The sequence below is a fragment of the Paenibacillus sp. 1182 genome, assembly GCF_017833915.1.
Taxonomy (GTDB): Bacteria; Bacillota; Bacilli; order Paenibacillales; family Paenibacillaceae; genus Paenibacillus; species Paenibacillus polymyxa_D.
Genome location: NZ_JAFICR010000011.1, coordinates 73295 through 88269, shown reverse-complemented (window position 1 = coordinate 88269; position 14975 = coordinate 73295). Strand labels below are relative to the sequence as shown.

At 43.0% G+C, this 14975-nt stretch carries 13 protein-coding genes; 4 read left to right on the top strand and 9 right to left on the bottom strand.

Translation table 11 applies throughout. The annotated features are described in order from the left end of the window. Window positions 1-53 precede the first annotated feature (53 nt). Entirely contained in the window at window positions 54-614 is a 561-nt protein-coding gene (locus JOD82_RS20890; RefSeq protein WP_209949881.1) for an NAD(P)H oxidoreductase, read from the bottom strand. Between the two features lie 162 nt (window positions 615-776). Between JOD82_RS20890 and JOD82_RS20885 the strand changes: the two genes are divergently transcribed. Next, complete coding sequence (locus JOD82_RS20885) at window positions 777-1175, top strand: winged helix-turn-helix transcriptional regulator (RefSeq protein ID WP_209949880.1); 399 nt, start codon at window positions 777-779, stop codon at window positions 1173-1175. Between the two features lie 46 nt (window positions 1176-1221). Here the strand turns inward: JOD82_RS20885 and arsC are convergent, their stop codons facing one another. The 4 genes from arsC to JOD82_RS20865 form a co-directional block, all read right to left on the bottom strand. Beyond that, window positions 1222-1641, bottom strand: coding sequence for an arsenate reductase (thioredoxin) (gene arsC / locus JOD82_RS20880; RefSeq protein ID WP_029519339.1), 420 nt, complete (start codon window positions 1639-1641; stop codon window positions 1222-1224). Window positions 1642-1666: 25 nt separating this feature from the next. Then, window positions 1667-2956: an arsenic transporter gene (locus JOD82_RS20875; RefSeq protein ID WP_245249103.1), complete on the bottom strand. Its 1290-nt coding sequence runs from the start codon at window positions 2954-2956 to the stop codon at window positions 1667-1669. Window positions 2957-3042: 86 nt separating this feature from the next. After that, window positions 3043-3393: an ArsR/SmtB family transcription factor gene (locus JOD82_RS20870; RefSeq protein WP_209949879.1), complete on the bottom strand. Its 351-nt coding sequence runs from the start codon at window positions 3391-3393 to the stop codon at window positions 3043-3045. An 80-nt stretch (window positions 3394-3473) separates the two neighbouring features. After that, on the bottom strand, window positions 3474-5066 hold the full coding sequence (locus JOD82_RS20865) for an alkaline phosphatase family protein (RefSeq protein ID WP_209949878.1): 1593 nt from the start codon (window positions 5064-5066) through the stop codon (window positions 3474-3476). A gap of 184 nt (window positions 5067-5250) precedes the next feature. On the opposite strand from JOD82_RS20865, the gene JOD82_RS20860 reads away from it, so the two are divergent. Together JOD82_RS20860 and JOD82_RS20855 are read left to right on the top strand one after the other, a co-directional pair. Then, window positions 5251-6024 (top strand): alpha/beta fold hydrolase, encoded by a 774-nt coding sequence (locus JOD82_RS20860; RefSeq protein ID WP_209949877.1) that lies wholly within the window; start codon window positions 5251-5253, stop codon window positions 6022-6024. Between the two features lie 210 nt (window positions 6025-6234). Further along, on the top strand, window positions 6235-7461 hold the full coding sequence (locus tag JOD82_RS20855) for a sugar efflux transporter (RefSeq protein WP_209949876.1): 1227 nt from the start codon (window positions 6235-6237) through the stop codon (window positions 7459-7461). An 8-nt stretch (window positions 7462-7469) separates the two neighbouring features. Here JOD82_RS20855 and JOD82_RS20850 read toward each other — a convergent pair whose 3' ends face one another. After that, window positions 7470-8687 (bottom strand): macrolide family glycosyltransferase, encoded by a 1218-nt coding sequence (locus tag JOD82_RS20850; RefSeq protein WP_209949875.1) that lies wholly within the window; start codon window positions 8685-8687, stop codon window positions 7470-7472. Window positions 8688-8872: 185 nt separating this feature from the next. Then, entirely contained in the window at window positions 8873-12178 is a 3306-nt protein-coding gene (locus tag JOD82_RS20845) for a pectinesterase family protein (protein ID WP_209949874.1), read from the bottom strand. Window positions 12179-12366: 188 nt separating this feature from the next. Here JOD82_RS20845 and JOD82_RS20840 point away from each other — a divergent pair, with 188 nt between their 5' ends. Next, complete coding sequence (locus tag JOD82_RS20840) at window positions 12367-13206, top strand: helix-turn-helix transcriptional regulator (protein WP_029519347.1); 840 nt, start codon at window positions 12367-12369, stop codon at window positions 13204-13206. 222 nt (window positions 13207-13428) lie between these two features. Here the strand turns inward: JOD82_RS20840 and JOD82_RS20835 are convergent, their stop codons facing one another. Both JOD82_RS20835 and JOD82_RS20830 read right to left on the bottom strand, forming a co-directional pair. Beyond that, window positions 13429-14466 carry a threonine aldolase family protein gene (locus JOD82_RS20835; RefSeq protein WP_029519348.1) on the bottom strand — a complete coding sequence of 346 codons (1038 nt, stop codon included), beginning with the start codon at window positions 14464-14466 and terminating at the stop codon, window positions 13429-13431. Beyond that, complete coding sequence (locus JOD82_RS20830; protein ID WP_209949873.1) at window positions 14453-14914, bottom strand: MarR family winged helix-turn-helix transcriptional regulator; 462 nt, start codon at window positions 14912-14914, stop codon at window positions 14453-14455. Before JOD82_RS20830 ends, JOD82_RS20835 begins: the two co-directional genes overlap by 14 nt. Between the last annotated feature and the right edge of the window lie 61 nt (window positions 14915-14975).

Below are 14975 nucleotides of genomic sequence, written 5' to 3'. Positions count from 1 at the left end.
GATTTTGTAAAATCCTCAACAATATGAAATTCTCATTGTTATCAGAATAAAATTCACTTATATGCCAGGCCTAATTGATAAGCGTGCTCCAGTAAACCTTCAATGTATTCTTTCGACTCGGACAAAGTATCATAGAAGAACTCCACCTTGGACTCTCTTACTCTTGCGTAACCAGCAATGGCTTTATTTAAATAATTAGTAACCAAATCGTGATATTCATACTTGATCAGATGTTCTTTAGTCCCTCCCGCCAAGCACATCCACAGAACCTGCTTTGTCGTGAACTCCTGAAGTAAACCTATGTTCCACACTTTATCCAGGTATCCTTTTAGCATGGACGGGACACTATACCACCATAATGGAAACACAAAGACCAGAGCATCCGCAGCCACTATTCTATCCATCTCTTTCCGTGTTTCAGGAGCATATTGTTTATGGGTCGTATTCCAATCCAGCTCATCTGCAGCGCTGTACACTGGATTGTATCCATCCCGATCCAAGTCCAAAATATCTACCTCGTGCTTATTCTCTTTCAATCCCTCTACAAAACGATTCATGACCGCAAGGGTTAGTGAATCTTCTCTAGGATGCGTGACGACCAATAGAACTTTCATGTATCCGAAACCTTCTTTCTCCTCATAATTGGTGAACCCTGTCTACAGATGCTATTATGGATGTTATACATTAAAGTGTGAAGTACGAACTTCAATGTACTGTAGGTACTTTAAGGTTCCTTAGTGCCTTTTGTACTACAGATCGGAGAGGGGGAAAAGTCTATGGAAGACAAAGCCAAAACCTATATGCTCGGGATCGAGGCAACTTTGGAGGTCATCAGTGGAAAGTGGAAAGGCATTATCCTACACCATTTAACCAACGGCAGAAAACGTACATACGAACTTCGTCAACTCATTCCGAAAATCACCCAAAAAGTGCTCACCCAACAGCTTAGAGAGCTTGAAAAGGATGGAATCATCCACCGCATCATTTATAACCAAGTTCCCCCCAAAGTGGAATATGAGCTTAGTGAATATGGATGGGATTTTAAAGATCTGCTTGATCGTTTTTGCTTATGGGGAGAGGATCATTTGGATAGGATCTATGGAGATAAAACAAAGGTACTGGAAGAGTATTCTGCTAGGGAGGAAAAAAACGCCAAACAAGCACCACCACTTTAAGGAGGCGTGCTTGTTTGAAATACTATACCTAAGCTGTGTACCTTGTTTATTCACCAGTCTCCGAAAATTTCCGAATACGAGCCCCTACTTCATCCCGTACACGCTGGAATACGCTCCATTTCTCTTCTTCTGTTCCTTGTGCTTTAGCCGGATCATCAAATCCCCAATGTTCACGACGAACGTGCGGAGGTGTGATAGGACATTTATCAGCAGCATCTCCGCACAAGGTCACAACCAAATCCGCGCTGTTCAGCAAAGCAGGATCTATAATATCTGAAGTTTGACCGGAAATATCCAACCCTACTTCATTCATCGCTTGCACCGCTTTAGGGTTAAGGCCGTGTGCTTCAATACCCGCACTGTATACATTCCAACGGTCTCCCAAGTATTTTTTGGCCCAGCCTTCTGCCATTTGACTGCGGCAAGAGTTACCAGTGCATAAAAAGTAAATTGTCTTTTTTTCCATCATTACCGTCTCCTTCAATGTTCCATTATGAAATGATTAACCATAGATATAAGCCCAGTAGGGTCATAAAAAGTGTAGGAATGGTTAAGATAATACCTGTCTTAAAATAAGTACCCCAAGAAATTTTTACGTTTTTCGAACGGAGCACATGCAGCCACAACAACGTGGCTAATGAACCGATCGGAGTTATTTTCGGTCCCAGATCAGAACCAATGACGTTAGCATAAATCAACGCCTCTTTGACCATACCGGTTGCATGGGTAGCATCAATGGCAAGCGCATTAATCATGACCGTAGGCATGTTATTCATGACCGACGAGATAATCGCCGCAATAAAACCCATGCCCATGGTGGCCACAAACATACCTTGATCGGCAGCCGCCTGAATCACATGAGACAGAAGATCTGTCAAACCCGCATTACGTAGACCGTACACCACAACATACATCCCAATGGAGAAAAATACGATAGCCCATGGAGCACCCTTGATGACTTCTTTCATCGGCACTGCAGGGCTTCTACGCGCCATCAATAAGAAAAAGATAGCAATAATACCAGCCACCACCGAAACGGGAATGTTAAAAAATTCGCATGCAAAGTAGCCAACGAACAAAACCGCGAGAACGATCCAAGACATACGGAACATTTTTGGATCTTTAATCGCTTCCGCAGGCGTGATTAATTGTGCCGTATCAAACGTTTTCGGAATTCTTTTACGGAAAAAAAGATACAGTACTCCTATACTGGCTGCTAAAGAAAATAAATTAGGTACAATCATGCGACTCGCATATTCCATAAAGGTGATCCCAAAGAAATCGGCTGACACAATGTTGACCAAGTTGCTGACCACAAGCGGAAGCGAGGTCGTGTCTGAAATAAAACCGCTCGCTATAATAAAAGGAAAAATCATTTTCTCATCCAATTTAAGTGCCCGAACCATCGCCAGTACAATCGGTGTCAGTATTAAGGCCGCACCGTCATTCGCAAAAAAAGCAGCAACAACGGCGCCAAGAATGGTCACATAAACAAACATCCGGGTTCCGCTTCCTCGCGCAGCTCGTGCCATATGAAGCGCCGCCCATTCGAAGAAGCCGATTTTATCAAGTACCAACGAAATCAGAATAATGGCTACAAAAGCCAGTGTCGCATTCCAGACAATATGAGTAACTTCCCAAACATCATGCAAATCGACGACACCCACCAGCAAGGCGAGTATGGCACCGCCACAGGCAGACCATCCGATGGACAGATTTTTAGGCTGCCAGATCACCAATACTAAAGTGGCTAAAAATATAATGCATGCCAACAAAATCAATGTTCTAAACCTCCAATATATTACCTTATAAACATATACTTATATAATAGCACCGTTATCCCTCAAGGAGATACACGGAACAGTCTTTAGGATGAACAAGCTGAGGAATCCGGTTCACAAAATGTGATCGGCTCCTCTTTATTCAGCCATTTTAAAATTTGCTTGGAGTCTGGCATACGCTCAAGAACAGCTTGAATATGCGGCTTGTCGTCTACGTTTAAGGAATAGTATACCCACTGACTTCGTCTCTCTTCATTTACAATTCCTTGCGACTTTAATTTTCTCAAATGTTGGCTAATTGCTGGCTGCGTCATATCAAAGATATCTACAAATTCGCAAACACACCACTCTCTTTCTCTTAGCAGGGAAAGCATAGCCAGTCGAGTTTTATCGCCCAATAGCTTTAAATGATCGGCTACATAACCTAGTTGATCCAATGTGTGACCCCCTTCCACTCATATAACCATATGCTTATATACTAATGGAGCTCGGGTTTAATATCAATAACGAATAATACTTATTCGTTTACCAATTGCAGAATCCAGTCTTTTAGATCAACGATTCGCAGTGTTTTAGGCCGTGTATTCGTTCCAGAAATAATTAATGGGACAAGGGAATCTTTTTCGTGCAACGATCCATGAGCCCCTCCTCCAATGTGGGTGGGAGAACTTTCACCGACGAGTTCATATCCGGGTTGGACCGTGACGACAACATATCTTCCTTCATGCGAATTCATTGCCCCGTGTAGCCTCGCCAATACGTCTGGATATTTTCCATACTTGATCCGGTTGTTATTCACCGTAATATCCACAAGGTCCTCTTCACCCGACAATGTCCATGATTGTCCATATTCATCAATGAATTTTCCACCGGGATGATAAGAAAACAGCTTACCCTTTTTGCCCTTTGTAACATGAATATTGCTTTTACCATCTTTCATAGCGATAATGTCGAGCTTGTCCTCATTTTGTAAAAGCTTCACCACATTGGATAACTCCACGTTATCGTTAATTGCATAGATATAGGCCATCCGTTCATTAACGGCAATCACGATTTGGTCATCACTTCTTACAGGTTGATTTAATTTTGCAATACAGTAATGGCTCAAAAGAGGCCTTATATCCACAGTTGCTGCCTGTCGATCATCATAAACTGCACTTTGCCCACTGTCACCCATGACAATCCATATCGCATTGTTTACAGCCTGCTCCCAAGAACCATATGCGTTCAACACAGTTTGTAGTGCTTGATCTGCTTTTTCGATTCCCTTCAGTTGAGTCGGGCCCTTTCTATGCGCCAAATTATCATTCTCAGGAAAGTATGTGATGGTTACGTCTGGAAGTTTCTTCTGGCTGATTAGAAAAGCGGCATCTTTTGCGGAAAATTCATCGTTCATCCCAAATTTTTTCCACAAAGGAGTATTCCAGTTATTTTTCGGATTCAATTGTGCCAGAGCTGCATAAGATAACCATTTAGGCCCTGTTACTATCATTTTTTCTGGCACCCTGTTGCTATTCGCTATGAAGTCAGGCACTTTTAAGGCATGTTTCGTTTTCCCTCTAAAGACAATAGCATTGATGGACGCGGATTCTTTTCCTTTGTCAGCTAATTCTTCATGTATTGTTTTCGTTTTTTTGTTCAATTGAACTTGGTTTAATTGGTAAATAGCGTCATTAAATACTTGCAGTTGGTCTATCTTTAAAGCTTCTTTGGCACCATTGCCATAGAGAATCATGCGTTTCTTTTGGTCGCTGTACCAAACAAGTCCGGGGACATGATGTTGGCCTGCATACGTCCCTGTTAATAATGTACTGTCTATTGTCACAGACATCGTGGGAAATGAGCTCACGACCTGCGGGAAATATTGCCCTTTATGAAGGAGATATTCCATTGCAGGTGCACGGCCTTCTCGAATCGCATCTTGCAATGGTTGACCCATTAGAGAATCAATCAAAATAACTATAACAGGTTTTTTGCCCATTTGATTTACTGTGATGTGCGGCTTCACACTCTGTTGTTTTAGCTGTTGACTGGAGTCCGCCCTGCAACCAACGATCAGTAAGCTTAAACTTAGCACTAGTACATTGGTAACTTTATTTTTCATGCCCATGTGTGTGTCCCTTTCTTAGAAAAACTTGATCCTCTTATTTTTTTCTTGTACTAAAAAAATTATTCCTGCATTGGATCATCGGGACAAAGGTATCTCATACAACAATTAAAGATACACCTCCATGAATTTTTTGGATCTAATAGGCCAAATTTAAGATCAAACCATTCAGGGAGGGAGCATAACCATGACTACTACAAACATAAACGAATACTCCATGCATTATATGGATTCCGGGGAGGGAATCGCCATCCTATTCATTCACCCTCCGGTACTCACAAGCTTAAATTTCACATACCAAATCCAAGGGCTCTCGCCCCATTTTCGAACTATAGCTTTTGACATCAGAGGACACGGTAAAAGTCAGTCTTCCGAACAGACGGTTACTTATCCTCTCATCGCCCAGGATATGAAACATTTGATGGACCGGTTGAGCTTAGATAAAGTGTTTTTGTGTGGATATTCTACCGGAGGCTCGATAGTACTTGAATTTCTCTTGACTTATCCGGATCGGGCATGGGGAGGCATTGTTATTAGTGGAATGTCGGAAGTCAACGAATGGCGGCTAAAAAACAAAATTTCTTTGGGTATTGCTCTTTCCAAGATCGGCGCAGTCGGTACGATTGCGCTCTCTAATGCTTGGTCACAAACGAAACAGCTATCTTTGTTCCGTAAGTTATTCAACGATGCGAAACAGGGAAATCCTAGGAATGTCGAACAATATTACCGTTACAGCTTGAAGTACAACTGTACCTCACGGCTCGGAGAAATCCACCTTCCTGTCCTGCTCGTTTATGGTGAAGAGGATAAGCACTTTCATCCCTATGCCAAAATATTGCATCAACAATTACCGAAGAGTGAGCTTGTTTTCATTGAAAAAGTCGATCACCGCCTTCCTACGAAGGCCGCCGGATCATTGAATGAACTGATTAAGCAGTTCGTAGATCGCTTCAGTCTTTAAGGTACATCCTATGGGAAAAATCGCATACACATCTACTTCTCACTACCGATACTGTATCTTTGCCTGTATATGACCTACTCAAATAAGTAAAAAATAATATATAATATTTTATACCATGTAAATATACAAATTATGCTAAGTTCATATATAGTTTAGATGGGATAGGTATGTATTATTCTGCTTCTAAATCTGAAGGGGTGTAAAAATGAAATGCTAAAGCGTATTCAAAATCTTTTTGTTATACCTAACTACCCATTGTTCATGATCTGCATGTTATTGCAAGGCATGGCTATATCCATCAGCGCACCTTTTTTAGCTGTATATTTTACAAGTACACTTGGCGTATCTGTAGGAACCTTTGGTGTGTTTACAGCGGTGAGTTTGATTTGTGGCATATGGATAAGCTCTCTGATTGCCAAACGTTCTGATACCGGATTAGATCGCAAACAAATTTTGGTGATTTGTACGTTATTTAATGCCGTAGCCTTTGCAGGATATCTTGTAATCCAAAATTTTTATGTGCTTTTTGTTTATATGACGATCTTTACGGCCATTGGTGCTCCTGGGATGCCGCAGTTATTTGCCAGTGCACGTGAAGCAGTAAATCGCAGTAAATCTGCGGATCACGCCTTTGCTAATTCAACGCTTCGGTCTATGTTTTCTCTTGGCTTTATTACCGGGCCGCTTTTTGGTTCCTTTTTGATTGCACATACGGGCTTTAAGGGTATCTTTATGGGAACGACCTCTATTTTTGTTCTCATTGCTGTGCTTCTATTCCTTTTTATCAAGCAGCCTCCCGCTCAACTTAAACATAACAATCAACTTTCACTTCATCACATTACATTACATAAAAATATTGAGATTCTGATTCCCTTTTCCGTTCTTACTCTGCTCTATACGTCTCACTGGATGAATAATTTGAATATTTCCTTGTTCATCATTCACAATTTACAAGGCGACACGAGTGACGTTGCTCTAGTATCCAGTATTTGCGCAATTGTAGAAATACCCTTGATGCTCATGCTAGGCGTACTAGCAGCTAAATACTCCAACCGTTTGCTTATATTTTTAGGGGCATTAACAGGAGTTGTCTATTATCTCCTTGTCCTTATGTCTACGGAGATGTGGCAGCTATTCGTGGGGCAGCTTCTTCTAGCCTTCTTTGTTGCAGTGATTTCTGCCATTGGCATTAGTTACATGCAGGATTTGTTGCCCTCTCTTCCAGGGTACGCATCGACGCTATATTCCAATGCGACAACCATCGGAAGACTGGTGGGGAGCTTGATGGGCGGATTAACCGCTCAATGGATTGGTTACCGAAATACCTATTGGGTATGTTTGGCCCTGATCATCTGCTCCCTTGGTCTTCTGGCGATTTCAAAGAAACTAGAGTTTGAAAAATCTGCTACTTTAAAAGAAAGGAATCACAGTATATAGACTGCCGCTTATTTTTCTATGGTAGAGAAATGGCTCATAATTGTATCTGCCGCATGACTGTACCCACCAGCCTGGCGTAATGATTCGCCGATCACATGAGCCTGTTCTTTATAGGTTGGATGACTCAATACCTCTAATAAGGCAGCTCTCAAACTAGCGGGTGTAAGCTCATTTTTATCCACAACAACACCCGCTCCCAGTTCCCGCACCCGACTCGCTACAATGGGCTGATCCGATGTTAAAGGAATCATGACCTGCGGCACATTGTAATACAGAGCTTCACTTGTACTGTTCATCCCCGCATGTGTAACAAAAGCGTCCACATGCTGAAGCATTTCCAATTGCGGAATATAAGGCTTGATTATAAAATTGTCAGGGATACACGGGGCCAATGGCTCCATATCTGTATAATTGCCTGAAGACAGCACAAACTGCACAGGCAAATCGCGAAATGCTGCAAAACAAAGCTTATAAAATTCCAAGTCTTTATTCAAAATAGTACCCATTGAAATGTACACCGCCTGTGGATGCAGAACACGAAGTTGTTCGAACGGGAAGGAAGGAGCATCTTTACGCGGTACAATAGAAGGACCTGTAAAAATAAAACTGTGATCCAGTTTTTCGGCTTGCGGTTGAAAATAGCGGCTTGTATAAACGATTCTTAAGTGTCCGCCATGAGGAGCAATCTCTTCTATAGCCGGAGCGTCAACCTGAAGCTCATTAGCTAGTTGATGCGTTATTTGCATCGTAGCCGTGTATAACTTTTTTACCTCCGGATCATTGTCATTCATGCCTTGCCCCGATCCCAATGGCTCTACGAAAGCAAAAGAAGCGATAGAGCATACAGCAGGAATTCCTAGCTTCTCAGCAATAATCGTGCCTCCCCAACCCATCAAAGAATCATAGATTAAATAATCATAGGTTCTGTTTTCAATAACTCTCAAAACCTCTGGAATAATCGGAAGAATCATACCTTTTACCATCATGTATACAAATTGATAATGATGTTTGTATTCTGCTGGCTTTAAATCAGAGTCTTTGGAAAAAGCATCATCCACAAAAGGGTAGGTGATCATCTGCGCTCCTGTCTGTTGAATTCTCGTACGATATTCTTCCGTACACACATAGTCAACATCCTCCCCACTGTCTACCAACCTTTTCACTAATCCTAGTGTCGGATTAACATGGCCTTCAGCAGGCGTGATCACTACTAACACACGTGCCATACGTTACACCTCCAAAATCAAAAATAAATTACAATTTGAAATAAATACACTTTAAACATAGCAAACATTTACCATATAAACAAGTATTTTCAATACCTAAAAATTAAATATGTATCCTCCACTCAAACGATAGAAATAAGCGAGGCTGAACGCTAGAAGCGCTTGCCCCGCTTAACCACTGAACATCAAAGCCAATCCCAATGATCTGGTCCACTCAGAACAGCTTCAACGGTGTACTGGCTTGCTTCATCGGCAGTAAGCTGTTTGGCCCAAGGTACACGTTCGCTACTTCCTGCACCTGGTCCAAAGTTATCAAACTCTCCAAATCTTGCGGTCTGCTCATTGGATTCCTTGCCCCAATTATTCCAGCCGCCCGGCTTGATATGGTCATCCATATAGGTCTTCAAAAAAGTAACATGAGCGTGAGGGCGCCATGGCCGTCCGAGATCCACCTTGCCTGTTAAGCCATTTTCTGTTGTCAGACGACATTGAATAAATACAAAGCCCGGCTTGTTCTCTTCTGTTGAAGCTGCTGTCACATATCCGGCACGCAGGCTGTGTATGATCGAATTATCAAACACAGCGGGTGCATTGCCAAATATAAAATCTACACTGCCACTGATGTAGCTGTCCTTGAAATACTGTCTGCCACGGTTCACAAGCAACGTATCCTGTAGGCCGGTAATTTTGACATTGTGATACTTACCACGATCGCCTTCAGCATATAACGCTACAGCCTGCACCTGTCCGGTTCCTTCTGTATTGGCAACCGTGACATTCTCCAACACAAAATCAGGACTTTGCACACGCATGGTATAGCTGTTGCTTGTTCCTAATTCTTTTCCATCCACCACGGTTTTGGCCGTATCATCAAAAGCAATGATCGTTTTATCCCGATCTTCTCCGATAATACTCAGGTTTTTCTTAGAGGAATTCACCTTTATTTTCTCACGATACGTACCGTTTTTGAGATGGATAACTGTCCTTGTATTGCTGTCGTCAGGGACTGCGTCAATAGCTGCCTGGAGAGATGTAAAGTCAGCAGGACCATAGGTCGCTACCACCACACTAGTAGGACGAGTTCCTCCTGAGTCTGTCAGGTTGCGGATGGTGACATGGCTGAATTCCGACGTATTGTAATTCCATACATCGTTTTGTGGTTTGGATGCATCAGTAGCCAACCCGAACAATAGCGGTTGATGATCCGGCACATCTATAACCGTTTCACCAACCTTCTCCCAGTTCGTCACACCATCTGCGGATACCCAGCCGGTAACCTTTTGTCCTTGTCGTACAAGACGTACCGAATATGGCGTTGCAATAAACGTCTCCATTGACGCACGTTTTGTCTTACCCTCCGTTTGATCACGACTGATAAGAATACCCTGTTTGCCATATTTAACAAATGCTAAAGACATAAAGGCCATTTTGGATCCAGGCTTCAGCGATTCACGAATCATTACACCCGCTTCGGCGTTATCATCCACTGGGGTAATATGTTCCACACGGGCTGTAATTTCAGTGTCACCTTCCCATTTTTGATAAGCATAATGGAAAATATCTGCCTTACCGTCAACGTCTCCCGCTGACTTCAGTCTTATACTGCTGCCGCTTGCATCTTCTTTTAAGACCTGAGTATGCCCTTTTATATAACCACTGTGGCCCTCAGAGCCAACCTCCTCGCTGAGCCAGCTTCCTGTTGGTGCAGTCGTGTTAACGTGGATGGTGATAGGATTGGAAAATACGGCAGTCCCTTTGTGATCTGTTACCCGTGCAACAATGTAATGGGTCCCGTCCGTCACATGGTTCCAATTCATTTGATAAGGCGCAGTCTCTACTTTTCCAGCGAGTTTGCCGTCAATGATAAATTCAACATGAGCAATACCATCTTTGTCCTTGGCTGTTGCTGTTATGGTCGCATCCCGGCCTGCTTCCAAAATATCGTTATGCTTTAGTGAACGTCCGTTTGCATCCGACACCTGAACGACAGCCTCTGGATTATTCACCTCATTTCCATTCGACAGCTTCTCAATAAGATCATTTAAATAGACCTCCAGATTCGTATAACCCTTGGCAAAATGAGCATACGCCCCTGTGCCGGCAAGCCCCTGACCGTTACGATCATCTGCATTATTGGGGTCCAGCCCATGGGCACGTTCCCATTCATCCGGCATTCCATCATGGTCACTGTCAGAAAGCTCCGTCGTCGTTACGTTAGAATCGTCATAAATCCACCCTGCTTCACGCGGAGAGTTAATAAATGCACCCGTTCCATTCTTCACATCATTCATAATTCGGGCGTCCACCGCATCTCTTCTTGGCAGCGTGGCTCCTGAGCCGGCAAGCACCTCCGTATATGCGGTTTGTGCATCTGTCGCTTGATATGGACCGTACGCATCGGGTGAGATTCCGTTGTCGTATTCCCCTCTGACTTCAATCGGCTCCGCCAAACGGGTGGACGGATCAATAATGGACCCAATGGATGTGCCAAGCTGCCAGTTGTCTTTCGTAACCGAGTCATTGCCGTACATATAGTTACCACCAATAAAGATGCGTGTTTTATATTTTTTACTACCCACGTCTACAAAAATTTGACCGCGAACGCCCTCATATGTGTTAAGGCCATACTTATAATAGTTATTTAGCACATTATACGATCCTTCACCACCGCCGTATGAGGAGAAAAATCCCCAGTTATAAATGACATTATTGGTCATTTCCACAGCGTCGATTTGTTTTTTATCGGTTGGAAAACGCGGATTACGGCTTGCATTGTGAGCCAACAAGTTATGATGATAGGTGGAATTTCGTCCACCCCATATGCCGCCATAGCCGTGGCGACCTTTCTGGTGCGTAGTCATTAGCATACTTTCGGACGCAATGGACCATTGTACCGTTGTATTGACGTTGTCATACAGGCTCAGTACCTCATCCACCGACCAGCTAAAGGAACAGTGATCAATCATTATGTTTTTATGGTATCTGGCTCCCAATGCGTCATCCTCACTGGGGTAACGGTCGGTCAATCGGAAACGCAGGTAACGGAGAATGACGTTATCTGCTTCAATCCCTGTTGTGTAATCGCTTACAGTTATACCGTCGCCAGGAGCTGTCTGACCCGCAACCGTCAGGTTGTTTCCCAAGATTTTAAGTGGCTCCTTGAGATGAATCGTTCCACCCACCCGGAATACGACCGTCCGATTATCGGAGCTGACCGCTGCGCGAAAAGATCCGGGAATGATCTGCTCCCCTTTGCCGTAGTCTGCCAGCGTGGTAACCTCATACACTTCACCTCCGCGTCCACCGGTAACATATTTACCGCCACCCTCAGCCCCCGGAAACGCCGGAATATCCGTCGCCACTTTTGCCCCCTTTGCGTTCTCTGTTCCTACCGCAGTCTCCGCTTGGATTAGTGGCGGGCACAAGGTCAACAACAATGAACCCACAACCACGTTACATAGCACCTTTTTCCACGTACGCTGCTTGCTCATATTCTGTTTCCTCCCTAAGATTTTCTTCCACATCAGCGCATATTTTTATAAAAACACGATCCGAGACGTTCAGAAGCGCCTTCACCTCCTTTCATCAATCTTTTCTGCTTTTATCATTGGCAGGTTGTCATATATACTGTTGATGTATGAATGCGCTTACTTATCTTAATTTGTAAAGGAAGAAGCACATGAATGAAGTGAAAGAAGATAAATATGTCATTGGCGAACAACAATTCTCCATTCATCACATCTATCGTACCGGTTTCACAGTTATGCCCCGGCCTCATGTCCACGAGAACTATGAGCTGTATCTTTTACTGCGAGGCGAACGCATCTATTTTATGAATGGCAAGGTATACACCGCTCGCAAGGGGGATCTGATATTCATCCTTCCTCACGACTTGCACTCTACCGCCAGTACGCAATTGCAGGAAACAGAGCGCATTTTGATTCATTTTTCTCCGACGTTTCTCCCACAGCAGGATCATGACATTCTTGACCTGCCGCCATACCAGCAATCCGCGTTACTTCGCTTACCTGCGAGAGAGCAAGTGGAGGTTGAACGTTTATTCCTACAGATGAATACCGAATGCAGGAATAAGCAGCCTCTGCATGACCGTTGCGTACAGCATTTACTGCTGGAAATGCTGATCCTGGTGCACCGATCGGAAGCGATCGAGCGTAGTGAACCTGTCTCCTCCCATCCCATGCATCAGAAAATCACGGAAATTTCTTCTTTTATTCAGGATCATTACAATGAACCGTTAACTCTCGAACAAGTGGCTGCCTGCTTTTTCATTAGTCCAGCTTACCTAAGCCGTATCTTTCTAAAGTTGACTGGTTTTCATTTCAGCGAATACATCCGCGTAGTGCGGGTCAGGGCGGCCCAAACCAGACTTCGAACCACCAAAGACAAAATCCAGCATATTGCAGAGGATGTCGGGTTCGGTCATGCTTCCCACTTTAATAAAATCTTTAAAAAAATAACTGGGCTCTCTCCTCTTCAGTACCGCAAGCAGGTTCGGTAGATATTCAGTGTAAAGAATTAGACGCCAATTTTATACCTCCGCTCTTGTCTTGTTTTTCCATTTTTATATCCACTTGCTCTTTCATGGAACTAAATACAAGCCGCGTTGGAATAAGTAAAATGCACAAAAAAGCCATACTTCGCTGCAATGCGTGCACCGAAGTATGGCTATTACAAAGTCATTTTACATCTTTAAAATTATAAATTACTCTTTCTATGACCATTATTGCAATGCTTTAATATCCTGAATCAGCAATTCAACATTTTCTTTCTTCGTAGCCCAACTGGTACAGAATCGAACTGCACTATGTGTATCATCAACCTTTTCCCAAAAGGAGTAAGTATATTTTTCACTCAATGCCTTTAGTATACGATCTGGTAAAATCGGAAACTGCTGATTGGTTGTAGAACGGTATTGAAAAGAAAAACCTTGCTCAGATAATCCGTTTTGAAGCAGCATTGCCATATCTATAGCGTGTTTGGAAATTTCAACGTATAAACCGTCTTCAAACAAAGTTTCGAATTGAATGCCCAACATTCTTCCCTTAGCCAGCAGCCCCCCTTTTTGCTTGATCATATATCGGAAATCTTTTTTCAATGTATCATTTAGAATGACTACGGCTTCTCCCATCAATGCTCCAATTTTTGTCCCGCCAATATAAAACACATCGCAAAGCTGTGCTATATCCGCTAAAGATGCATCGCTATCTTCGGCCACCAAGCCATAGCCCAATCGGGCTCCATCTATGAACAGTGGTAAACCACATTCTTGACAGACTCTACTTAATGCTTCCAGCTCTGCTTTGCTATAGATCGTTCCATTCTCAGTAGGTTGGGAAATATAAACCATCCCGGGCTGTACACTATGCTCAGGAGCGGCATCATTCCAGTGAGCGTCATACAAATCTTGTACCTGCTCGGCCCGGATCTTCCCATCTCCGCTTGGCAAAGTAAGTATTTTATGTCCAACAGCTTCAATCGCTCCGGTTTCATGAACCGCAACATGTCCCGACACTGCCGCAACGACGCCTTGATGCGGACGCAGAATAGAAGAAATAACAGTGGTATTGGTCTGTGTACCTCCAACCAAAAAGTGTACATCCGCATTTGGGGAGTCACATGCTTCTTTAATATATGCTCTAGCTTTTTCACAATGATCATCCACACCATAACCTGGAGTTTGTTCATCATTCGTCTCCAGTAGTCGCTTTAATATGCGCTCATGGGCACCTTCGGTATAGTCGCATTCAAATCGTATCATTCTGTATCCTCTCCAAATTATCCAATTTCTTCTGAATTAACAACATAGAAGCATGTAATTCTTTTATCTCTTCTTCTGAGAGTCCTTGAACTAATTTTAGAATTTGTTCATCAGACCTTTCATTCAGTTGGTTATAGAACGCCTTTCCTTTAGGAGTCAAACGAATCAGATTTGTTCTATTATCCAACGTTGAATTTTCCTTAACAAGAAAGCCCTCTTTGCAAAATTTAGCAATGATCCTACTCATATAGCTGCGATCAATTTTAAGAGATTCGACTAAAGTATTCGCTATACATGGCTCGATCAACCCGATCTCTATAATGACACGGGCCTCGGTAAAGGAATATCCGCTATCCAGCACATGTCTATCCAAAACACCCAGTATATTCGTATAGAACCGATTAAAACGCCTCATATCCGCTATGATATTAGCATCTATATTGACCATAACTCCCCCTATTTAGTGGACTTTTGCAACAATTATAGTAAAGATTTTTGTGGACTATGTC